General features: G+C 75.1%; 21 protein-coding genes. 15 read left to right on the top strand and 6 right to left on the bottom strand.

What is annotated here, in order from left to right:
- Entirely contained in the window at nucleotides 1–339 is a 339-nt protein-coding gene (locus KPL60_RS31135; RefSeq protein ID WP_208822755.1) for a hypothetical protein, read from the bottom strand.
- Between the two features lie 122 nt (nucleotides 340–461).
- On the opposite strand from KPL60_RS31135, the gene KPL60_RS31130 reads away from it, so the two are divergent.
- The 6 genes from KPL60_RS31130 to KPL60_RS31105 all read left to right on the top strand — a co-directional run bounded on the left by KPL60_RS31130 (nucleotide 462) and on the right by KPL60_RS31105 (nucleotide 7,193).
- Nucleotides 462–2,441 (top strand): serine hydrolase domain-containing protein, encoded by a 1,980-nt coding sequence (locus KPL60_RS31130; RefSeq protein WP_226368020.1) that lies wholly within the window; start codon nucleotides 462–464, stop codon nucleotides 2,439–2,441.
- 35 nt (nucleotides 2,442–2,476) lie between these two features.
- Nucleotides 2,477–3,790 carry a sensor histidine kinase gene (locus tag KPL60_RS31125; protein WP_226368019.1) on the top strand — a complete coding sequence of 438 codons (1,314 nt, stop codon included), beginning with the start codon at nucleotides 2,477–2,479 and terminating at the stop codon, nucleotides 3,788–3,790.
- Nucleotides 3,787–4,446 (top strand): response regulator transcription factor, encoded by a 660-nt coding sequence (locus tag KPL60_RS31120; protein ID WP_226354408.1) that lies wholly within the window; start codon nucleotides 3,787–3,789, stop codon nucleotides 4,444–4,446. Before KPL60_RS31125 ends, KPL60_RS31120 begins: the two co-directional genes overlap by 4 nt.
- A gap of 26 nt (nucleotides 4,447–4,472) precedes the next feature.
- Entirely contained in the window at nucleotides 4,473–5,054 is a 582-nt protein-coding gene (locus tag KPL60_RS31115) for a peroxidase-related enzyme (RefSeq protein WP_226354407.1), read from the top strand.
- A gap of 136 nt (nucleotides 5,055–5,190) precedes the next feature.
- Nucleotides 5,191–6,654, top strand: a complete 1,464-nt coding sequence (locus KPL60_RS31110; RefSeq protein ID WP_226368018.1) for a hypothetical protein — start codon at nucleotides 5,191–5,193, stop codon at nucleotides 6,652–6,654.
- Nucleotides 6,651–7,193, top strand: a complete 543-nt coding sequence (locus KPL60_RS31105; RefSeq protein WP_226354405.1) for an SCO family protein — start codon at nucleotides 6,651–6,653, stop codon at nucleotides 7,191–7,193. The genes KPL60_RS31110 and KPL60_RS31105 overlap by 4 nt, the downstream gene beginning before the upstream one ends.
- Here the strand turns inward: KPL60_RS31105 and KPL60_RS31100 are convergent.
- From KPL60_RS31100 to KPL60_RS31085, 4 genes are read right to left on the bottom strand one after another with little or no spacing between them, the layout of a single operon-like run.
- Nucleotides 7,129–8,082, bottom strand: a complete 954-nt coding sequence (locus KPL60_RS31100) for an AraC family transcriptional regulator (RefSeq protein ID WP_226368017.1) — start codon at nucleotides 8,080–8,082, stop codon at nucleotides 7,129–7,131. The genes KPL60_RS31105 and KPL60_RS31100 overlap by 65 nt on opposite strands.
- A gap of 40 nt (nucleotides 8,083–8,122) precedes the next feature.
- Nucleotides 8,123–8,875: an amino acid ABC transporter ATP-binding protein gene (locus KPL60_RS31095; RefSeq protein ID WP_226356612.1), complete on the bottom strand. Its 753-nt coding sequence runs from the start codon at nucleotides 8,873–8,875 to the stop codon at nucleotides 8,123–8,125.
- Between the two features lie 5 nt (nucleotides 8,876–8,880).
- A complete protein-coding gene (locus KPL60_RS31090) occupies nucleotides 8,881–9,801 on the bottom strand; it encodes an amino acid ABC transporter permease (RefSeq protein WP_178373120.1) in 921 nt (306 codons plus the stop codon).
- The gene (locus tag KPL60_RS31085) at nucleotides 9,794–10,729 is read right to left on the bottom strand and encodes an ABC transporter substrate-binding protein (RefSeq protein WP_178373119.1); all 936 of its coding nucleotides are present in this window, start codon (nucleotides 10,727–10,729) and stop codon (nucleotides 9,794–9,796) included. Before KPL60_RS31085 ends, KPL60_RS31090 begins: the two co-directional genes overlap by 8 nt.
- Nucleotides 10,730–10,938: 209 nt before the next feature.
- On the opposite strand from KPL60_RS31085, the gene KPL60_RS34955 reads away from it, so the two are divergent.
- The 5 genes from KPL60_RS34955 to KPL60_RS31055 all read left to right on the top strand — a co-directional run bounded on the left by KPL60_RS34955 (nucleotide 10,939) and on the right by KPL60_RS31055 (nucleotide 16,307).
- Nucleotides 10,939–11,304 carry an antitoxin gene (locus KPL60_RS34955; RefSeq protein WP_308016865.1) on the top strand — a complete coding sequence of 122 codons (366 nt, stop codon included), beginning with the start codon at nucleotides 10,939–10,941 and terminating at the stop codon, nucleotides 11,302–11,304.
- A gap of 226 nt (nucleotides 11,305–11,530) precedes the next feature.
- Entirely contained in the window at nucleotides 11,531–12,718 is a 1,188-nt protein-coding gene (gene pdhA, locus KPL60_RS31075; RefSeq protein ID WP_226354402.1) for a pyruvate dehydrogenase (acetyl-transferring) E1 component subunit alpha, read from the top strand.
- Nucleotides 12,719–12,733: 15 nt separating this feature from the next.
- Nucleotides 12,734–13,699: an alpha-ketoacid dehydrogenase subunit beta gene (locus KPL60_RS31070; protein WP_226368282.1), complete on the top strand. Its 966-nt coding sequence runs from the start codon at nucleotides 12,734–12,736 to the stop codon at nucleotides 13,697–13,699.
- A gap of 9 nt (nucleotides 13,700–13,708) precedes the next feature.
- A complete protein-coding gene (locus KPL60_RS35275; RefSeq protein WP_374228783.1) occupies nucleotides 13,709–15,706 on the top strand; it encodes a dihydrolipoamide acetyltransferase family protein in 1,998 nt (665 codons plus the stop codon).
- Between the two features lie 91 nt (nucleotides 15,707–15,797).
- Nucleotides 15,798–16,307: an FxsA family protein gene (locus tag KPL60_RS31055; protein WP_226368016.1), complete on the top strand. Its 510-nt coding sequence runs from the start codon at nucleotides 15,798–15,800 to the stop codon at nucleotides 16,305–16,307.
- A gap of 171 nt (nucleotides 16,308–16,478) precedes the next feature.
- On the opposite strand, the gene KPL60_RS34130 is transcribed toward KPL60_RS31055, so the two are convergent.
- Nucleotides 16,479–16,613, bottom strand: a complete 135-nt coding sequence (locus tag KPL60_RS34130; protein WP_255497807.1) for a hypothetical protein — start codon at nucleotides 16,611–16,613, stop codon at nucleotides 16,479–16,481.
- A 308-nt stretch (nucleotides 16,614–16,921) separates the two neighbouring features.
- On the opposite strand from KPL60_RS34130, the gene KPL60_RS31050 reads away from it, so the two are divergent.
- The 4 genes from KPL60_RS31050 to KPL60_RS31035 all read left to right on the top strand — a co-directional run bounded on the left by KPL60_RS31050 (nucleotide 16,922) and on the right by KPL60_RS31035 (nucleotide 21,779).
- Entirely contained in the window at nucleotides 16,922–18,112 is a 1,191-nt protein-coding gene (locus tag KPL60_RS31050) for an ATP-binding protein (RefSeq protein ID WP_062398897.1), read from the top strand.
- Nucleotides 18,113–18,308: 196 nt separating this feature from the next.
- On the top strand, nucleotides 18,309–18,629 hold the full coding sequence (locus KPL60_RS31045; RefSeq protein ID WP_062398895.1) for a co-chaperone GroES: 321 nt from the start codon (nucleotides 18,309–18,311) through the stop codon (nucleotides 18,627–18,629).
- Nucleotides 18,630–18,753: 124 nt separating this feature from the next.
- Nucleotides 18,754–21,258, top strand: coding sequence for a VanW family protein (locus KPL60_RS34350; RefSeq protein ID WP_305080727.1), 2,505 nt, complete (start codon nucleotides 18,754–18,756; stop codon nucleotides 21,256–21,258).
- Between the two features lie 95 nt (nucleotides 21,259–21,353).
- Nucleotides 21,354–21,779, top strand: coding sequence for a CBS domain-containing protein (locus KPL60_RS31035; protein ID WP_226354398.1), 426 nt, complete (start codon nucleotides 21,354–21,356; stop codon nucleotides 21,777–21,779).

Genomic DNA, 21,779 nt, shown 5'->3' with positions numbered 1-21,779 from the left:
TCAGCTGCTCGCGCGGATCCCGTCGGCGACCTGCGCGAGCAGCACGAACGGGTCGGTGTCCGGCGGCCCCGCCGGCTGCCAGCGCTGCCCCGAGCCGGGGTCGGCGACGCGGTACAGCGTCCAGCTGCCCGGCCCGGGGTCGTCGGCCCGCAGCTGCGCCAGCGCCGTCGACGACCACGCCGCACCCAGCTCCGGGAACGCGGGCGGCCGCCGGTCGAGGATCGTGACGGTGCTGCCGGCCGTGGTGTAGGCGATCCGGCGCCGGTCGCTCTCGCCGTCGGGTACCTGCTCGGTGCACCAGGTCGCGAGCTGCGTGCGGACCTGCTCCGGGACTCCCATGGCGCGACATGGTCCCCGATCGGGCCTCGCGCGGGGAAGGGCGGCCTCCGTCGGAGGTCGTAGGCCGCAGTGCCGACCTGCGCCCGATGTGCCGGGGACCCGTTCCGGCGAGGCTCGACGGCATGATCACCGCACGCCGGACCGGCGGCCCGCCCCGCCGCGGCTCCGCCGCCATCGCCCTGCTCGTCGTGCTGGTCGCGGCCCTGGTCGGCGGCTGCGCGGCCCCGGCCGCCCCGGCCCCCGACCCGGCCCCGCGGGCGGCCGTCCCGACCGCCCCGCTCACCCCGGCCGACGTCGACGCCTGGCTGGACGGCCTCGTCCCCGCCGCGCTCGACCGGGCCGGGATCGCCGGGGCCGCGGTCACCGTCGTCCGCGACGGGCAGGTCCTCGCCACCCGCGGCTACGGCTCGGCCGGACCGGGCAGGCCGGTCGACCCCGACCGGACGCTGTTCCGGGTCGGGTCGGTGTCGAAGGTGGCCACCGTGGTCGCCGTGCTGCAGCTCGCCGACCGCGGCCTGGTCGACCTCGACGCCGACGTCCGCCGCTACCTCGACATCGACGTGCCGATGCCCCGCGGCCCGGTGACCCTGCGGAACCTGCTGAGCCACACCGCGGGCTTCGAGGAGCAGATCCGCGGCCTCATCCGCACCGCGCCGGGTGGTCCGTCGCTGCGGGAGTTCCTCGCCACCGACCCGCCCGAGCAGGTCAGCACCCCCGGCACCGTGCCGTCGTACTCCAACTACGGCTACGGCCTGGCCGGGCACGTCGTCGAGCGGGTCACCGGGGAGCCCTTCGAGCGCTACGTGCAGCGCGAGGTGCTCGACCGTGCCGGCATGACGACCGCGACCTTCGACCAGCCGCTGCCCGCGGCCGCCGCCGGGGCGATGTCGGAGGGCTACACCAGTGTCGACGCCCCGCCGGCGCCGTTCGAGATCGTCAGCCCGGCCCCGGCCGGGTCGCTCAGCGCGTCGGCCACCGACATGGGCCGGTTCGCCTCCGCCCTGCTCGGCGCGCCGGGCTCGACCCCGCTGCTCTCCCCCGCCGCGTGGGCGCTGATGCAGCGCCCGGCGCTGGGCCCGGACGCCCTCGGCGCGCTCGCCGACGGCCCGCGGATGACACCCGGCCTGTTCGACGAGAGCCGCAACGGCCACCTCGTCCTCGGCCACGGCGGCGACACCCAGTGGTTCCACTCGCACCTGCAGCTCTACCCGGCCGAGCGGATCGGCGTGTTCGTCACGACGAACAGCAGCGGTCGCGGCGGCGCGGACACCCTGGAGCTGCGGCGCGCGGTGACCGAGGGGTTCACCGACCGCTACCTGCCCGGCGCGGCGGGCCCGGCGCCCGCCCCGGACGCCGGCACCCCGGCCCGGGCGGCCGCGATCGCGGGCACCTACGAGTCGGCCCGCCGGTCGGCGAGCACCTTCATGGGGGCGATGAACCTGTTGGGGCAGATGCGGGTGGCGGCCCGCCCGGACGGCACGCTGCTGGTCTCGCCCGCCCCGAACGACGTCCGCCCGGCCGCCTACGCCGAGGTCCGGCCCGGGCTGTGGCGGGAGGTCGGTGGCCAGCGGCTGCTGACCGTGCGCACCGACGCCGACGGCCGGGTCACCGCGCTGGGCCACGACGCGGCGTTCACCGAGCTGCCGGTCGGCCCGCTGCGCGACGCGGCGCTGCTCGGCACTGTGCTGGCCGGCTCGGTCGTGGTGCTGCTCGGCGCGCTGGTCGCCTGGCCCGCGGGGGCGCTGTGGCGGCGCCGGTACGGCGTGGTCGTCGCGGCCCGGCCGCGGACCGACCGGGTCCTGCACGGCCTCACCCGGGCCGCGGCGGCGGCCGCGCTCGTCGCCCTCACGGGCTGGGTGGTCTCGGTGCTCGCGATCGCGTCGCTGGGCGACGTGCCGCTCCCGGTGCTGCGCGGGCTCCAGGTGCTCCAGTGGATCGGGCTGGCGGGCGTGCCCGTCGCGGCGGCCGGGGTGGTCACCGCGCTGCGCGCCCGGGCCGGCGCATGGCCGGTGACCGGCCGGGTGCTGCTGCTGGTCGCGCTGGCCGGCGTCGCGGTGGTGGCGGTCGTGGCGGGCCTGCTGCTGCCGAGCCTCACCTACTGAGCCCTACGATCACCCCACCCGAGGCCGGAGACCCCATGCACCCGCACCCCGAACCGCCGCCCCGCACGGGCGCGGAACGGCTCGACGCCCGGCTCACCGCGCTCGGCCTGGCCGGACCGCGACGCCGTGACGCCGCCCTGGCCGTGCTCGTCGCGGCCGGGACGCTCGCGGTGGTCGCCCCGGTGGTGCTGGCACCGGGTCCGGCCGCGGAGCTGGGCCTCGCGCCGGGCACGGCGGCGCTGGCACTGGGGGTGGTGACCGTGCAGAACCTGCTGCTGGCGCTGCGCCGCACCGCCCCGGCTACCTGCCTGGCGCTGACGGTCGGGCTGGAGCTGGTGAACGTTGTCGTGCTGCCGGTGGGCGCGGCGCTGCGCGGCCCCGCGACGGCGGTCGCGGCCGGCACCTGCGGGTCCCGGCTCCCGGCGTGGCGGGCCGGGGTGCTGGTCGGGGTCGCGGCGGTCGTCGAGACGGCCGTGGTGCTCACCGGGATCGCGGTCCGCCCGCCGGGCGACGCGCTGTTCGGCGCTGTCGGGCTGGTCGTCGCCCAGGTGCTGTCGGCGGTCCTGGTCTACGGCGGCCCGCTGCTGCTGGGCGTGTACCTGCGGACCCGGCGTCGCTACGCCGAGCTCGACCGGGTGCACACCGCCGGTGTCGTCGCGGCGTACCGGGAACGGGCGGACGCCGCCGTCGCCCGGGAGCGGGCCCGGATGGCCCGCGAGCTGCACGACGTCGCCGCCCACCACCTGTCGGCGATGGTGGTGCAGGCCGCGGTGGTCGAGCGGCTGGTGGACCGGGACCCGGACGAGGCGCGCCGGACGGCGTCCCGGCTGCGGGAGCAGGGTCGCCGCACCCTGCACGACCTGCGTCTGGTGGTCGGGGCGCTGCGGGAGCCGGGCGCGGGCGGCGCCGAGGCCGACGCCCCGGTCCCCGGCCTCGCCGAGCTCGACGGGCTCGTGGAGCAGGCCAGGGAGCTGGGCGGCCCGGTGGAGCTGGTCCGGCGCGGGGACCCGGGCGAGCCGTCCCCGGTCGCCGACGTCACCTGCTACCGGGTGGCGCAGGAGGCACTGGCCAACGCCCGTGAGCACGCCCCCGGCGCCCCGGTCCGGGTGACCGTGACCCACGCCGACGGCCGGGTCGCCGTCGAGGTGGTGAACGGGCCAGTGCGCGGCACCCCGGCACCGTCCGCGGGTGCCCCGGGTACCCGCGGGTTCGGGCTGGCCGGGATGCGCGAGCGGGCGCAGCTGGTCGGCGGGACGTTCGAGGCGGGCCGGACCGGCGACGACGGCTGGCGGGTCCGCCTGGTCGTCCCGCACGATCCCGGCCCGGAGACCGGAGGGGGACGCGCGTGATCAGGGTGGTGCTGGCCGACGACCAGGCGGTGGTCCGGGCCGGGTTCCGGATGTTCCTGGAGCTGGCCGGTGACGTCGAGGTCGTCGGCGAGGCGTCGAGCGGGCCGGAGGCCGTCGCGCTGGTGCGCGCGCACCGGCCCGACGTGGTCTGCATGGACGTCCGGATGCCCGGCGGCAACGGGCTCGTCGCGACCCGGGAGATCACCGGCCTCGACGACCTGGTCCCGGCGGTCCTCGTCGTCACCACCTTCGACCTCGACGACTACGTGTTCGGCGCGCTGGAGGCGGGCGCGAGCGGGTTCGTCCTGAAGGACACCCACCCCGACGACCTCGTCGATGCCGTCCGCCGCCTCGCCCGCGGCGACGGGCTGATCGACCAGACCGTCACCCGCCGGGTGATCGCCGAGTTCGCGCGTCGCCGCCCGGCCCCGGACGCCGCACCCGACGGCGGGGTCGCCCCGCTGACACCGCGCGAGACCGAGATCGTGCGGATGCTCGCCCGCGGGCTGTCCAACGCCGAGATCGCCGACGAGCTCGTCGTCGAGACGTCCACGGTCAAGTCGCACCTGGGCCGGGCGATGGCGAAGATCGGGACCCGGGACCGGCTGCAGACCGTGGTGTGGGCCTACCGGACCGGCGTCGCCGCTCCCGGTTGACGGCCCGGACGGCTAGCGTCCGCGTCATGGCACAGCACGAGGTGAGCAGGTTCGGGCACGTCGACCCCGACGGGCTCCCGCCGGACCTGGCGGAGCGGATCGGCGCGATCGCGGAGCGGTCGGGGTTCGTCCCGAACGTGTTCCGCGCACTGGGGCGGCGCCCGCGGGAGCTGCGGGCGTTCCTGGACTACCACGACGCGCTGATGGACTCCGACGACGGACTGTCCAAGGCCGAGCGCGAGCTGGTCGTCGTCGCCACCTCGGGGGCGAACAACTGCACCTACTGCGTCGTCGCGCACGGCGCGATCCTCCGGGTCCGCTACAAGGACCCGGAGATCGCCGAGCGCGTCGCGACCAACCCCTACGCCGTCGAGCTGTCGGAGCGCGAGCGCGCGATCGTCGACCTGGCCCTGCTGGTCGCCCGGAACTCCGAGGCGCTCACCGAGGCCGACCTCGACGACGCCCGCGCCGCGGGGCTGTCCGAGGACGAGATCTGGGACGTCGGCGCGATCACCGCGCTGTTCGCGATGTCGAACCGGCTCGCGCACCTGACCGCGCTGCGCCCGAACCCGGAGTTCTTCCTGATGGGGCGCATCCCCCGCAGCTGAGGGCCCGGTCCGCCGCCGCGGCCGGTGTTCCCGGAACGCCCTGCCCGGGTTCCGGGAACGACGGCCCGGCTGCCGGGGACCGGCCTAGGGTCCGGCGCGGCGGACCGCGTGGGCGGCCGCCGGAGGGAGGACGACGGTGTCCCACGGGATCCTGACCCGCGAGCAGCTCGGCCACCTGCGGCACTGGGACAACCTGTCCCGGCAGCTGCCCAACGACTGGTCGCTGATGCACGGCAAGGGCGTCAGCCAGGACGACTTCGGCGGCTACCGCTTCCAGCTCGCCTACATGGTCTACGGGCTCGCCCTCGCCCACCGGCACCGGCTGCCCGCGGCGCCCGGCCTGTTCGCCCCCACGATCCGCCGGCTGGTCGAGAAGCTGCTCGAGCCCGAGGTGTGGCTCTACTGGCGCGACGTCTCGCGCGGCGGCTCGGTGTTCAACGCCCACCTCTCCGACGGCTACACCGAGCAGTGGGACCCGGTGGTCCGGGACAACATCATGTACTCGGCGTACGTGCAGTCCTGCGCCACGCTGCACGACCAGCTCTTCGGCTCGGACCACTTCGCCGCCCCCGGCTCGCTCACCTTCCGGCACTGGTCGTTCTTCTGGGGCGGGGAGGAGAAGCGGTTCGCCTACGACCGGGACTCGCTGACCGAGCACCTGTACTGGCAGATGGTCGAGACCGGCTACCTCGGCGTCGCGTGCGAGCCGAACTGCGTGTTCCAGATCTGCAACCAGCCCGCGATCCTCGGGTTCCGGCTGCACGACCAGATCACCGGCGGCACCCGCGCCGACGAGGTCGTGGCCGGCTACGAGAAGGCGTGGGCCGACTTCGGCCGTCTCGACGAGGGCGGCCACTACGCCATGATGATCTCCGAGGACACCCGTGAGGTGCGGCCCAACGACCTCCCCTCCCCCTGGGCCGACGCGTGGTGCGGCGCGCTGATGAACACCTGGAACGGCGACTTCGTGCGCCGGCACTACCGGCGGCAGGTCGCCGACTTCCTCGAACCCGGTCCCGACGGCACGTTCTCGGTGCCCTCCGCGCCCGCCCGTCAGGTCATGGGACAGGAGATCGTGTCCGACACCTGCGACTTCGGCTGGGTCGCGGCCTGGGCCTCGGAGATGGGCGACCGGGAGACCCTCGACGGCCTGCTCGCCCACGCCGACCGGTTCATGGCCCCGACCGAGCGCGACGGCGGCCTGTACTACCCGCGCAACGACACACCGCGCGACGCCGACGGGCGGCGCACCGAGATCGAGCCGATGACCGGCAACGTCCTGCTCGGCTACGCGCGGCTCAACGTCGAGGACGGCCTGCGGGGCCTCTACCGCGACCCCTGGCCGGCCGGGCACCACGACGCGCCCCGGCTCGCCGAGGTGGACCGCGACGTCGAGGTCAGCCGGGCCGAGGTCGTCGACGGCGTGCTGCACGCCCGCCTGCGCCGCGACCGGAGCGTCCCCGGTGGGGGCACCGTGACCCTCGCCGGCCTCGCGCCCGGGACCCGGCTGCGCCTGGACGGCACCGAGGTCACCCCGCGCACGCCGTCGGTGCTGGCGGTGCCGGACGGCGCGGCGGTCGACCTGGTGGCCGCGCCGTGACCGCGCCGCCGATCCGCGCGACCTACTCGCTGGTGGACCACCACGGCGTCCCGGTCACCGAGGCGACCTACCGCGGGCGCTGGCAGCTGGTCCGGTTCGGGTTCACCGCGTGCCGGGTGGTCTGCCCCCGCGCACTCGACCTGCTCGACGACGTGCTCGACCGGCTGGGCGCGGCGGCCGCCGAGCTGGTCCCGCTGTACGTGACCGTCGACCCCGGCCGGGACACCCCGGACCGGCTGCGGAGCCACCTCGCGGCCACCCACCCCCGGTTCACCGGACTCACCGGGACCGCGGAGCAGACCGGCGACGCGGCGGCGGCCTTCCGCGTCTTCACCCGCCGCCGCGACACCCCGGACGGCTACGACGTGCAGCACACCGCGATGACCTACCTGCTCGACCCCGCCGCCGTCCCGGCCCGGTTCTGGCCGGACACCCGGGACGCGGCGTCGATCGCCGCCGACCTGGCGGCCGTACTCACGGCCGCGGGGACCCGACCTGCCGGTCGGACGCCCCCGGACGGCCCCACGCCCCCGGGGTGACCCCGTAGCGGCGCCGGAAGGCCCGGGTGAACGTGGTCGTGTCGGCGAACCCGCACCGCGCGGCGACGGCGGCGACCGTCGGGCGGTGCTCCCCGTCGAGCAGCCGGACGGCCCGCCGCAGACGCTCCTCGCGCAGGAACGTGGCGGGTGGCGGCCGGCCCGCGTCGGCGAACACCCGCGTCACGTAGCGGCCGGAGACCCCGAACCGCCGGGCGACGGCGTCGACGGACAGACCGGGGTCGGTGAGGTGGTCCAGGACGAACCGTTGCATCGTCGCGGCGAGGGCGACCGGGCCGGTCGGGAGCGTCTCGGTGCCGTCGAGCGAGCCGAGCAGGGCGTCGAGCATCTGCAGCACCGCCGACGACATCCGGGCGGCCGGCACCGGCTCCAGGCCGTCGGCGGTCTGCTCGAGCGTGGCGAGGGTGGCGGCCAGTACGCGCAGTGCCGGTGTCGAGGCCGGGATCGTGCGCGCGAGGGCCGCGGCGACGGCCGCCTCGTCGAGCTCCGCGCACTCCTCCGTCACCTGGAGGGTGAGGCAGGTGGTCGGCTGCTCGCACACCAGCGACAGCCGGTCGCGGCTGCGGTACAGCACGGCCTCACCGGCGACGGCCCGGGCGACCCGCCCCGCCTGCGACACGCGTACCGAGCCGCTGCCCTGGATCGAGAGGAACAGCGTGTCCGGCGCGTCGTCGAGCGACCCGGAGCGGGTCATGCGGCACGGGTCGGCGGTGATCCGGGAGACGTCCAGGCGGGCGTCGAGCCCGCGCCCGACGAGCTCGCCGCGGAAGGCCGCGGGCCGCCCGCCCGGTGGCTGCACCCGGAGTGGGACGAAGCCGGTCTCGGCGATCGCGCCCCACTCGTCGAAGGAGGAGGCCGTCGCCGAGTACATCCCGCGATGCTAACTCCGCGACGCCCCCCGGACCGTCGCCTCAGAGCACCTTCGACAGGAACGCGCGGGTGCGCTCCTCCTGCGGGTCGGAGAGCACCGCGCGCGGGTCGCCCGACTCGACGATCCGGCCGTCGTCCATGAACACCAGCGCGTCGCCGACCTCGCGGGCGAAACCCATCTCGTGGGTCACGACGATCATCGTCATGCCCTCGCGGGCCAGCTCGCGCATCACGTCGAGCACCTCGCCGACCAGCTCCGGGTCGAGCGCCGAGGTCGGCTCGTCGAACAGCATCAGCTTCGGCTGCATGGCCAGTGCCCTGGCGATCGCCACGCGCTGCTGCTGCCCGCCGGAGAGCTGCGCCGGGTAGGCGTCGGCCCGGTCGGCCAGCCCGACCCGGCCGAGCAGCTCCACGGCCCGCTTCCGTGCGGTCGCGCGGGACTCCCGGCGGACGACGACCGGCGCCTCCATCACGTTCTCCGCCGCGGTGCGGTGCGGGAACAGGTTGAAGCGCTGGAACACCATGCCGATCTCGCGGCGCTGCCTGCCGAGCGCGGAGTCGCGCAGCCGGTAGAGCTTCCCGTTCTCCTCGCGCAGCCCCATGAGCTCGCCGCCCACCCACAGCCGCCCGGTGTCGATCGTCTCGAGGTGGTTGATGCAGCGCAGCAGCGTGGACTTGCCCGAGCCCGACGGCCCGATCACGCAGCAGACCTGCCCGGGCTCGACGACGAGGTCGACGCCGCGGAGCACCTCGACGTCGCCGAAGCTCTTGCCGACCGTCTCGGCCCGGACCATCGGGGTCACGAGGTCTTCCCTCCCGTCCGGAACGAGAACAGCCGCACCAGCGGGGTCGCCTCGGTGACGGCACCGGCGACACCGCGGCCGTAGCGGCGTTCGATGACCCGCTGACCGGCGGTGAGCAGCGAGGTCAGCAGCAGGTACCAGGCCGCGGCCACGATCAGCAGCGGGATGGTCTGGAAGTTCGTCGAGTAGATCCGCTGCACCGAGGTGAGCAGCTCGGTGTAGCCGATGACGACGACCAGCGACGTCGTCTTCAGCATGCCGATGGTCTCGTTGCCGGTCGGCGGGATGATCACCCGCATCGCCTGCGGGAGCACCACCCGGCGCAGCGTCTGGGCGCGGGTCATGCCGAGCGCCCCGGCGGCCTCGCTCTGGCCCTGGTCGACCGACTGGATCCCGCCGCGCACGATCTCGGCCATGTAGGCGGCCTCGTTCAGCCCGAGGCCCAGCAGGCACGCCAGGAACGGCGTGATCAGCGAGTTCGTGTCGAACACGACGAACTCCGGGCCGAACGGGATGCCCAGCGACAGGTTCGGGTAGAGCGCCGACAGGAAGCTCCAGAACAGCAGCTGAGCGATCAGCGGGGTGCCGCGGAACAGCCACAGGTACACCCCGGCCACCCCGGAGAGCACCGGGTTCGGCGACAGCCGCATGACGGCCAGCCCGACGCCGCCGACGATGCCGATCAGCATCGACAGCACGGTCAGCACCAGGGTGTTGGCGAGCCCGTTGAGCACCGGCGCGGAGAACAGGTACTGCGCGACGACCGGCCAGCCGAAGTTCTCGTTGGTCAGCAGCGTGTTGACCAGCATCGCGCCGAGGACCGCGAGCACCGCGATCGCGACCCACCGTCCGGGGTGCCGGACGGCGACCGCGTCGCGGGGCTCGGGGCGGGCGCCGGTGGTCGCCGGCTCAGCCACCGTTGATCGAGGACGTGGCGATGGCGCCGTTGGCGACGTTCCACTTGTCGAGGATCTTCTTGTAGGTGCCGTCGTCGATCAGCGACTGGACGGCGCCCTGCACGGCCTGGGCGTACTGGCCGTCGTTCTTCTTCAGCGCGACGCCGTACGGGGCGGTGTCGTAGGGCTGCCCGACGACCTCGACGGCGCCGTTCGTGGTGGTCTGCGCGTAGGCCGCGACCGGGGAGTCGGCGAGCATCGCGACGATCCGGTTCGAGTTCAGCGCGAGCGTCACGTCGGTCTGGGCCTGCAGCTCGGTCACCTGGATGGCCGGCTTGCCCTCGTCGGTGCACTTCTTGGTGCGGGCCTGCACGTCCTCGACCTGCACGGTGCCCTGCTGGACGCCGACGGCCTTGCCGCAGAGGTCGTTCGGGTCGATCCCGTCCGGGTTGCCCTTGCGGGTGGCGAGGCTGGTGCCCGCGGAGAAGTAGCCGACCATGTCGAGCACCTTGGTGCGCTCGTCGTTGATGGTGAACGACGAGATGCCGGCCTCGTAGCGGCCGCCGGTGATGCCCGGGATGATCCCGGAGAACTGGCTCTGCTCGAACTTCGCGGTCAGCCCCAGCTTCTGGGCGATGGCGTTGCCGAGGTCGACCTCCATCCCGATGATCGTGGTGCCGTCGGGCGCGGTGAACTCGTTCGGCGGATAGGTCGGGTCGGTGCCGACGACCCACGTGCCGTCCTGCCGCACCTCGGCCGGCACCATCGCCGCGAGCCGGTCGTCCTTGGCGACGGCCGGGATCGGCGCGTCGGTGCCGGTGGCCTCGGCGGAGCCGCCTCCCCCGCTGCCGTCGCCGCCGGCCCCACAGCCGGTCAGGACCAGTGCGGTCAGTGCGGACAGTGCGATCCCGGTCAGGGAGCGGACGCTGCGGGTCCTCGCGGTCGTCATGCGGTTGCCTTCCAGGTGAGGCGGGGTCGAACGGCGGGGATCCTGCCACTTACCGGCGGGTCACCGCCGCACGCACGACCGATCCGTTACGTGCTCGTCGCACGCCGGTGGAACGCCGCGCCGGTCCGTGCCCGTTCGCCTACTGTTGGTGCGACGACCGAGTGCCGCGGGATCGACGCGGTGCCGCACCGTCACGGAGGTCCTCGAAGATGTCGCTGTTCCGCAGACTCACCGTCCTGGCAGGAGCGGTCGAGGCCGCCCGCCGCTACGCCCGGTCCAACCCGGACAAGGCGGGCAAGGCCCTCGACTCCGCCGCCCAGTTCGTCGACAAGCAGACCAAGGGCAAGTACACGAACCAGATCGCCGGGGCCGCCCGCAAGGCGAAGGACGTCGCGGGCATCCCGCAGCCCGGCTACGGCTACGGCGCGCCGGGCACCACTCCGCCCGCCCCGGGCCGCCCGGCCGCCGGGAACCCGCCGTACCCGGCGGGCGGTGCGGACGCGCCGACGCAGCGCACCCCGCAGCAGCCCCCGGCGTTCCCGCCGCCGAACCCGGAGCGTCCGCACGGCGCCTGACCCGCTCCCGCGGCGGTCCCGGCCGGGTGCCGGGACCGTCGTATGTGGACGTCCGACGGTCCGTCGTCCACCCGTCGACCTGCGGGGCACCGGTTCTCCTCGGGGCCGGTGACGTGCCAGGATCGGTGGTGACGCGCCTGCGCGTCCCGGGTCCGCACCACCCGCACGGGCCCGGAGCCGACGCTCCCGGGCGTGACCCCGCCCGGTGCGACCGAGGAGGTCTGCCGTGGACGTACCCCAGGCGTGGATACCGACCGATCCGCGGTCGCGGCCCAGCCACGACCAGGTCGTCGCCGGGCTGAAGGGCGTCGACGAGGGCGGGCCGGAGCTCGTCCAGCTGCTCACCCCCGAGGGCGAGCGGGTGCCCGACGAGCGTTTCGACCGCTACGCCGCCGACATCACCGCCGAGGACCTGCAGTCGCTCTACCGCGACCTCGTCCTGGTCCGGCGGGCCGACCGCGAGGGCAACTCCCTGCAGCGCCAGGGCGAGCTCGGCCTCTGGGTGCCGCTGCTCGGCCAGGAGGCCGCGCAGGTCGGCTCCGGCCGCGCGCTCGCGCCCGAGGACATGTGCTTCCCCAGCTACCGCGAGCACGGCGTCGCCTGGTGCCGCGGCGTCGACCCGACCGAGCTGCTCGGCATCTTCCGCGGCACCGACCACGGCACCTGGGACCCGGTCGCGACCCGGTTCCACCCGTACACGATCGTCATCGGCAACCAGTGCCTCAACGCCGCCGGCTACGCGATGGGCCAGCGCTTCGAGTCGAAGGTCGGCGACCGGGACACCGGTGAGGCCACCATCTGCTACTTCGGCGACGGCGCCACCAGCCAGGGCGACGTCCACGAGGGCTTCGTCTGGGCCGCCGCCTACGACGCGCCGCTGGTCTTCTTCTGCCAGAACAATCAGTGGGCGATCTCGGTGCCGGCCGAGCGTCAGACCCGGGTGCCGCTCTACCAGCGCGCCCGCGGCTACGGCTTCCCCGGCGTCCGGGTGGACGGCAACGACGTCCTCGCCTGCCTCGCCGTCACCCGCTGGGCGCTCGACGAGTGCCGCACCGGCAACGGCCCGGTGCTGATCGAGGCGTTCACCTACCGGATGGACTCCCACACCACCTCCGACGACGCGACCCGCTACCGGCTCGCCGACGAGGTCGAGCTGTGGAAGCTCAAGGACCCGATCGAGCGGGTCCGGGTGCACCTGGCCCGGCGGCACGGCGTCGGCGCCGACTTCTTCGACGCCGTCGAGGCCGAGGCGGACGCGCTGGGCGAACGGATGCGGGCGTTCTGCCGGGCGATGCCCCAGCCCGGCCCGGAGCGGATGTTCTCCCAGGTCTACGCCGAGGCGTCGCCGACGGTGGAGCGCCAGCGCGAGGAGTTCCTGGCCTACCACGCGTCGTTCGCGGACGAGGAGGGCTGAGCCGTGCCGACCACGATGGCGAAGGCGCTCAACGACGGCCTGCGTGCCGCGATGGAGCGCGACCCCAAGGTGCTGGTCATGGGTGAGGACGTCGGCCGGCTCGGCGGCGTCTTCCGCATCACCGACGGGCTGCAGAAGGACTTCGGCGAGCAGCGCGTGCTCGACACCCCGCTGTCGGAGTCCGGGATCATCGGCGCCGCGATCGGGCTCGCGGTGCGCGGGTTCCGCCCGGTCTGCGAGATCCAGTTCGACGGGTTCGTCTTCCCCGGCTACGACCAGATCGTGTCCCAGCTGGCGAAGCTGCGGTACCGGACGCAGGGCCGGGTGCCGGTGCCGGTCGTCGTCCGGATCCCCTACGGCGGCGGGATCGGTGCCGTCGAGCACCACTCCGAGTCGCCCGAGTCGCTGTTCGCGCACGTCGCGGGCCTGAAGGTGGTCACCTGCTCGACCCCGTCGGACGCGCACTGGATGATCCAGCAGGCGATCCTCTCCGACGACCCGGTGATCTTCTTCGAGCCGAAGCGCCGGTACTGGGAGAAGGGCGAGCTCGACGGCGCCGACCTGGCGTCGGCGTACCCGCTGCACGCGTCGCGGGTGGTGCGGCCGGGCTCGACGCTGACCGTCGCCACCTACGGGCCGATGGTGCGGACCTGCCTCGACGCGGCCGCCGCGGCCGCCGAGGAGGGCCGCGAGCTCGAGGTGGTCGACCTGCGGTCGCTGTCCCCGCTCGACCTCGGCCCGGTCGTGGACTCGGTGCGTCGCACCGGACGTCTGGTCGTGGTGTCCGAGGCGCCCGCGGAGTCGTCGGTGACCTCCGAGGTCGCCGCCCGGATCCAGCAGGAGTGCTTCTTCTCGCTGGAGGCGCCGGTGCTGCGCGTGACCGGTTTCGACACGCCCTACCCGCCGTCGCGGCTGGAGGACGAGTACCTGCCGGACCTGGACCGGGTGCTCGACGCCGTCGACCGTTCCCTGGCCTGGTGAGGACCGCACATGCGTGAGCACTTCAAGCTGCCCGACGTCGGCGAGGGGCTGACCGAGGCCGAGATCGTCACCTGGCGGGTGGCGCCCGGGGACACGGTCGCGGTGAACGACGTGATCGTGGAGATCGAGACGGCGAAGGCGGCCGTGGAGCTGCCCTCGCCGTGGGCCGGGACGGTCGGGGAGCTGCTGGCCGAGCCGGGCGCGACCGTCGCCGTCGGGACGCCGATCATCGCGATCGACACCGGTGGGGCAGCGCCCGACGCCGACGCCGTCGCCGACACCGGCGCGAAGATCGGTGAGGCGGGCAAGGACGGACGGATCGCGACGCTCGTCGGGTACGGGCCGCGGCAAGGCTCCGCCCGGCGACGGCCCCGGCGCGAGCCCGCCGCCTCCGCTGCGCCCGCCGCCCCGTCCGGGTCGTTCGCGGCGGGGGACCCCGGTGCCGCCGGCTCCGGGGGCCCGGATGCACCGGGGCCGGGCGCGGCCCCCGTCCCGTCGCCCCAGCAGTCGCTCGGGTCGCCCGAGCAGGCCGCTCCCGGGACGTCCACCGGAGCCGACCCGGGGGCCGGGGGCTCCGACGGGCAGGCCGGGGGTTCCGACGGGCGGGCCGGGGGCGACGCGGTCGGACCGCGGGCCGCGCAGGTCCCGCTCGCCCCGCCGCCGGTCCGCCTGCTCGCACGGGAGCTGGGCGTCGACCTGCGGGCGGTGACGGGGACCGGGCGGGACGGCCGGATCACCCGGGAGGACGTGCACGCCGCCGCGTCGGGGGCCGGGGGTGCGGGCGCCGGACTCACGGGCGCCGGGCTCGCGGGGGCCGGGAACGGCGCTGCGGCCGACGGCCGGGGCGCCGGAGCGGGCGCTGCCGGGACGTCCGCTGCCGGGTTGCCGGTCGCCGGGGGCCTCGCCGCGGCGGGTGCCGCTGCCGGGGGTCTCGCTGCCGGGGGTCTCGCCGGCGCCGCGACCTCGGGTGCCGCGCCGGACGACTCGGGCCCCGGAGATCCGGGGCCCGCCGCCGGGCCGGGCACCGCCGCCGCCCAGGGCGCGGCCGCCGGACCGGGTACCGCCGCGGGTCAGGGTGCGGCCGCCGGGCCTGGCTCCGCCGCCGGGCCTGGCTCCGCCGCCGGGCCTGGCTCCGCCGCCGGGCCTGGCTCCGCCGCCGGGCCTGGCTCCGCCGCGGGTCAGGGCTCCGCCGCGGGTCAGGGCGCTGCCGCCGGACAGGGCGCTGCCGCCGGGCCGGGCACCGGGGCCGCCGGGGCTCCGGCCGGATCGGCCGTCGCCGCCGTGGCGGGCACGACCACCGCCCGGCCCACCGAGGACCGGCGCGAGCCCATCCGCGGCGTCCGCAAGGCCACCGCCGCGGCGATGGTCGCGAGCGCGTTCACCGCGCCGCACGTCACCGAGTTCCTCGACGTCGACGTCACCGAGATGATGGCCCTGCGCGACCGGCTGCGGGCCTCGCGCGAGTTCGCCGGGGTCAAGCTGACCCCGCTGGCGTTCGTCGCGAAGGCCGCCTGCCTCGCCGCCGCGCGGACCCCTGCGGTCAACGCCAGCTGGGACGAGCGCGCCGGCGAGATCGTCTACTACGCCCGCGTCCAGCTCGGCATCGCCGCCGCGACGCCGCGCGGGCTCGTCGTCCCCAAGATCCGCGACGCGGACACCCTCACCCTGCGCGGCATGGCCGACGCGCTCACGACGCTCACCGACACCGCCCGGGCGGGCCGGACCGCCCCGGCCGACCTGGTCGGGGGCACGTTCACGATCACCAACGTCGGCGTGCTCGGCGTCGACACCGGGACGCCGATCATCAACCCCGGCGAGGCCGCGATCCTCGCGGTGGGGTCGATCAAGCCCGCCCCCTGGGTCGTCGACGGCGAGCTGGCCGTGCGCACCGTGTGCCGGCTGGCGCTGTCGTTCGACCACCGCCTCGTCGACGGGGCCGAGGGCTCGCGCTTCCTCGCCGACGTCGGCGCGCTGCTGCACGACCCCGGGGTCGCCTTCACCTGGTGACCTGGGGAGATCATCCGAGGGCCCCGGGAGATCGATCCGGGGAATTCGGGCGATCCGGGAGCAGAACGGCGTGCCCGTGCGTTGTACGGGCATGCCGTTCGTGCTGCTCTACGTCGTGCTCGAGATCGTCGCGCTCGCCGGGCTGATCGCGTGGATCGGACTGGGCTGGACCCTGCTGGTCCTGCTCGCCGGGTCCGTGGTCGGACTCCTGCTCGCCCGCCGGGAGGGCGTCCGCGCCGCCCGCGCGCTCGCCACCGCGGTGCAGCGCGGGAAGCTGGCGCACGAGGAGGCGACCGACGGGCTGCTCGTCGCCGCCGGTGGCATCCTCATCTTCCTGCCGGGCCTGATCACCGACGTGCTCGGTCTCGCCCTGGTGTTCCCCCCGACGCGGGCCCTGGTCCGGCGTCGCATGGTGAACGCCGCCGAGCGGGCCGCACCGAGCCTGCGCACCGCGCGGATCCGCTACGGCGCCACCGTGGTCGAGGGCGAGACCGTCACCGAGCCGCGCACGGCGACCGCGTACCCGCGCATCACCGGCCCCGCCGCGGGCACCGGCCCGGTCGTCGACGGCGAGGTCGTGGACGGCCCCGACCGCACCTGACCCGTCACCGGGCCCCGCGATCCGTGGTCGCCCGGCGCACCCCGCACGCGGTCACCGCACCCCGTGCGGAGGGTGCGACGGCGGCACCAGGGGTGCGACGGCCGGGCGCGGCAGGTCCGGGACGGGGTGGTGGACGGCGGGAGCGTTCGGGGGTCGCCCCCGCCGTCCTTCTCACCAGCCGGGGCGCGCTCCTGCGAGCAGGCTGCGCAGGCTCTCCAGCCGTCGGCGACGCAGCGTGATCGGCTTCATCCGCAGCGTCGAGTGATGCATCCGGTCGGCGCGGTGCCGTCCGCGGTGTCGGCCCACAGCGCTCTCCTCCCGGGCGTAGTCACGTGCGACAGGGTGGTGCACGCCTCAGAGTGTCGCTGGTCAGCCGCGGTCGCGGAAGGTCACCGGGCGCGGGCCACCGGATCGTGACGACAACACTGTCATTCACCGGTCCCGCTCGCACGGTGCGTTCGCGGCGGACCGCACGGGCGACGCCGGAGCCGGCCCGGACGGGCATCGCGACCACGCTGGGTGACCGACGTCGTCGCTGGGCCGCCCGGGTGGCGGGGCCGCGACACGCCGTCGTCGTCTACGGAATTCCGAAGAGCGGCGGATACCGTCCTCGCATGGACCCGGTGCGCAACCCGTTCGCCCCCGGCGCCGGGCAGCGCCCGCCGGAGCTGGCCGGCCGGGACCGCGAGGTGGATGCCTTCGAGATCGTCCTGGAGCGGGTCGCCCGCGGTCGCCCGGAGCGGAGCCTGGTGCTCACCGGGCTGCGCGGCGTCGGCAAGACGGTCCTGCTCGGCGAGCTGCGCTCGATGGCGATGCACGCCGGCTGGGGCGCCGGGAAGATCGAGGCCCGCCCGGACGCCGACCTGCGCCGCCCGCTGTCCGCGGCGCTGCACCGCGCGATCCGCGACCTCGCCGTCCGGCACCGGGCGCCCGAGCGCATCGACGAGGTGCTGGGCGTGCTCAAGGCGTTCGCGCTGCGGTCGTCGCCGGAGGGCACCAAGCTGCGGGAGCGCTGGCAGCCCGGCATCGACGTCCCGGTGAAGAACGGGCGCGCGGACTCCGGGGACATCGAGATCGACCTCGTCGAGCTGTTCACCGAGGTCGCCGAGCTGGCCCAGGACGTCGGCTCCGGCATCGCGCTGCTGATCGACGAGATGCAGGACCTGCGGCCCGAGGACGTCTCCGCGCTCTGCGCCGCCTGCCACGAGCTGTCCCAGGCCCGGGTGCCGCTCGTCGTCGTCGGGGCGGGACTGCCGCACCTGCCTGCGGTGCTGTCGGCGTCGAAGTCCTACTCGGAGCGGCTGTTCAAGTACTCGCGGATCGACCGGCTGGACCGCAAGGACGCCGACTTCGCGCTGATCGCCCCGGCCGAGCGCGAGGAGGCGACCTTCGACCAGGAGGCCCTCGACGACCTCTACGTCCGCTCGGGCGGCTACCCCTACTTCGTGCAGGCCTACGGCAAGGCCGCCTGGGACGCCGCGCCGACCAGCCCGATCGGTGTGAAGGACGTCGAGATGGCCGCCCCCGAGGCCGAGGCCGAGCTCGCGGTCGGCTTCTTCGGCTCGCGCTTCGAGCGGGCGACGCCCGCGGAGCGCGAGTACCTGCGGGCGATGGCCGAGCTGACCGACGGGGAGGACCACCCCGTCGAGACGTCGCTGGTGGCCAAGCACCTGGACCGGCGCGCGTCGTCGCTGTCCCCGGCGCGCGACAGCCTGCTCAAGAAGGGGCTGGTGTTCTCCGCCCAGCGCGGCCAGATCGCCTTCACCGTGCCGCACTTCGGGCGGTACCTGCTCGCCAACACCTGAGCCCCGCTGCTCCGGACGAGTGAAAACTGTTTGCGGTGTAACAGGTCGTCGTGTCGGCGCGAAACCCCTGCTGAGCCCCGCGGCGCCACCCGACCCCCGACTCGGTAGCGCCGCGGGGCGTTCCACGTTCGGGGCATGCTCTCGCCTGCGCCGGGCGCCGCCGGGGGCGTCAGGGGTCACCCGTAGCATCGGCCCGGTGGTCGAGCCCAAACTCGAGATCCAGATGCTCCATGACCGGGTCATGATCAAGAGGGTCGAGGGTTCCGGCGAGCGACGGAGCTCGGCCGGAATCGTGATCCCGGCAACCGCACAGGTCGCCAAGCGTCTGGTCTGGGGAGAGGTGGTCGGGGTGGGACAGCACGTGCGCACGGTGAAGGCCGGCGACCGCGTCCTGCTCGCCCCGGAGGACCAGTACGAGGTCGAGATCGCCGGCGTCGGGCATCTGGTCATGCGTGAGCGGGACCTGCACGCGGTGGCCTCCGAGGCCACCCAGCACGGGACCGGTCTCTACCTCTGACCCCCGGGTCGCGCCGGTCCGCACGGACCCGCGGCCCACCCGGTTCGACAGCGGTGTCGACGCAGGCGACGACGCCGGTCTCGATGACAGAGTCGATGGCAGTGCGGAAAGGAAGTCCCACGTCATGCCCGAGCGCCCTCCCTCGTCCGACGACGCGGACGAGCAGCCGGTGACGTCCGCGCCGGAGCCGGGAGACCCGCAGAACGGCGACGCCGCCGGTGCCGGTCGCCCCGTGATGCCCGCCCGCCGTCCCTCGCCCGGTCCCGCCGCCCCCGCCGCGCCGCAGGGAACGCCCGCGCCGCAGGGCGCCACCGAGGTCCCGGCCGCCGAGGTGTCCGGTCCCGCCGACCCGGCCGAGGCCGCCGAGCAGGCGCCGCCGGAGTCCCCCGCGGCCCGCACCGTCGTCGGGCAGGCGACCACGGCGGACGGCCCGGCCGCGCCGTCGCCCGCCCCGCACCAGCCGTCCCCCGCGCCGCAGCGCCCGGACACCGGTGCCCCGCAGCAGCCCGGAACGCCGCCCCGCCCGGAGTCCGGCACGGCCGCCCCGCAGCCGTCCGGCGGCGCCCCGGCCCCCGCCGCGCCGCAGCCCGGCCCCCGGCCGGCCGGTGCGCCGGACGCGACCCGCCCGGTCCCCGCCGCCCCCGAGGGGCAGGACCAGGACACCGTCCGCGTCGCCCCGCTCAGCGAGCAGCGCACCCAGGTCCTGCCCCGGGTCACCCCGGCCGCGGCCGCGGCGCCGCCCGCGGGCGGCGCCGCCGAGCAGACCGCCCGCATCCACACCGGCGGCCCGGGCGCGGGCACCGCGGTCCTCGGCGCCGGCGCGTTCGGTGCCGCGGGCGCGACCGGGCCCGTGGGCGCGTCCGGTCCGGGTGGGCCGGGAGGCCCCGGTGGGCCCGGCGGCCCCGGTGGTGGCGACGGTGACGGGCACGGCGACGGCGAGGGCGGTGACGGCCCGCAGCGCAAGCGCCCGGTCGGCCTGATCGTCGCGGCCGCCGCGCTCGGCGTGCTCGTCCTCGGCTACGTCGGCGACCTCGCGCTCAGCTCCGGCAGCGTGCCGCGCGGCGTCGTCGTCGCCGGTCAGCAGATCGGCGGCATGTCGCGCGCCCAGGCCACCGAGACGCTGCAGGCCGCGATCGAGCCCCGCTCCTCCGCGCCGGTGCCGGTCCAGGCCGGTGAGGTCCGCTCCGAGATCGACCCGAAGGCCGCGGGCCTGCAGGTCGACTACGCGCGCACCCTCGACGAGGCGGGCGAGCAGCCGCTGAACCCGATCACCCGGATCTCCTCGTTCTTCACCACCCGCGAGGTCGGGGTGGTCAACTCCGCCGACGACCGTGCCGTGCGCACCGCGCTGGAGCAGATGGCCCCGCTGGTCATGAAGGAGCCCAAGGAGGGCTCGGTCCAGTGGCAGGGCGTCACCCCGACCCCGGTCGCGCCGGAGCCGGGCCAGCAGCTCGACGTCGACGCGGCCGTCGGCGTCGTCGAGGAGCAGTGGGCCTCCGGCGAGCCGGTGCAGCTCCCGCTGATCGTCGAGCAGGCCGTCACCACCCCGGCCGACGTGCAGAAGGCCATCGACGAGGTCGCCAAGCCCGCCGTCGCCGGCCCGCTGACGATCACCGGTGAGGGTGCGAACGCGACCATCACCCCCGAGGACATCACCACCGCGCTCAGCTTCACCGCGGACCCGGAGGGCCCGGTGAAGCTGAAGCCGGTGATCGCGAACAAGACCCTCGAGGACGTCGCGCAGCCGCAGCTGGCGAGCACCGAGAAGCCCGGCGTCGACGCCCAGCTGGACTTCGCCGCGACCCCGCCGCGGGTCGTCCCGTCGCAGGACGGGCGCGGCATCGACTACGACGCGACCTTCGCGAACGTGCTGCCGATCCTCACCGGCCAGGGCGAGCGCACCGTCGCGGCGGTCTACGCGAACAAGCCGGCCGAGATCACCACGGCCGACCTGGAGTCGCTGGGCAACGCCACCGAGATCTCGACGTTCACCACCGGCGGGTTCGCCGCCGACTCGGGGCAGAACATCAAGCGCGCCGCCGAGGCCATCAACGGCCAGATCGTGCAGCCCGGCGAGACGTTCAGCCTCAACGGCGTCAGCAACCCCCGCAACGCCGCCAACGGCTACGTCGAGGCCGGCATCATCGAGGACGGCCACCCGGCGCGCGGCGTCGGCGGCGGTGTCTCCCAGCTCGCGACGACGCTGTACAACGCGTCGTACTTCGCCGGCATGACCGACGTCGAGCACAAGGAGCACAGCTACTACATCAGCCGCTACCCGGTGGCCCGCGAGGCGACGGTCTTCAACGACCTCATCGACGTCAAGTTCCGCAACGACGGTCCGACCGCCGTGCTGATCCGGACGACGTGGACGCCCAGCAACGTCACCGTCTCGTTCCTCGGCCAGAAGATGTACGAGGTCACCTCGGCGACCGGGCCGCGGACCAACCCGACCCAGCCGCAGGTCGTCAACATCCCGGCGGGGCAGCCGTGCAGCGCCAGCAAGGGCTCGCCGGGCTTCACCGCGACCGACACCCGGACCATGCGCAACATCCAGACCGGGGAGACGACCAGCAAGACGCGGACGGTCAAGTACAACCCTCAGCCGATCGTGCAGTGCGGCGGCTGATCCGGTGATCGTTCCCGTCAGGGGATGACGAGAGCCAGGTCACATTCGTACCCTGATCCCTCCAGCCGTCGGACAGCGAGGGATCGGAGTACCCCATGCGCATCGCGGACGTTCTGAGGAGCAAGGGCAGCGCGGTCAGCACCGTGGCACCGGACGACTCGGTGAGCGAGGTGCTGCGCGCGATCGCCGAGCGGAACCTCGGCGCACTGCCCGTCGTCGACGGCGACCGGTTGGTCGGCATCGTCTCCGAGCGGGACGTGGTGCGCCGGCTGCACAGCCACGGTGCCGCGCTGCTCGACGCGCGGGTGGCCGAGGTGATGACCACCGAGGTGGTCACCTGCTCGCCCGACGACGGCGTCGGCGACCTCGCCCGGATCATGACCGACCGCCGGGTGCGGCACCTGCCGGTGATCGTCGACGGGGCGCTGGCCGGGATCGTGTCCATCGGCGACCTGGTCAAGGCCCGGATGGACATGCTGGAGCAGGAGCGCGAGCAGCTGGAGAGCTACATCGCGCAGTAG

The organism is Pseudonocardia sp. ICBG162, from assembly GCF_020496225.1.
GTDB lineage: Bacteria > Actinomycetota > Actinomycetes > Mycobacteriales > Pseudonocardiaceae > Pseudonocardia > Pseudonocardia alni.
Note: the sequence above shows the minus strand (reverse complement) of the source record. Positions and strands in the feature narration are given on the sequence as shown.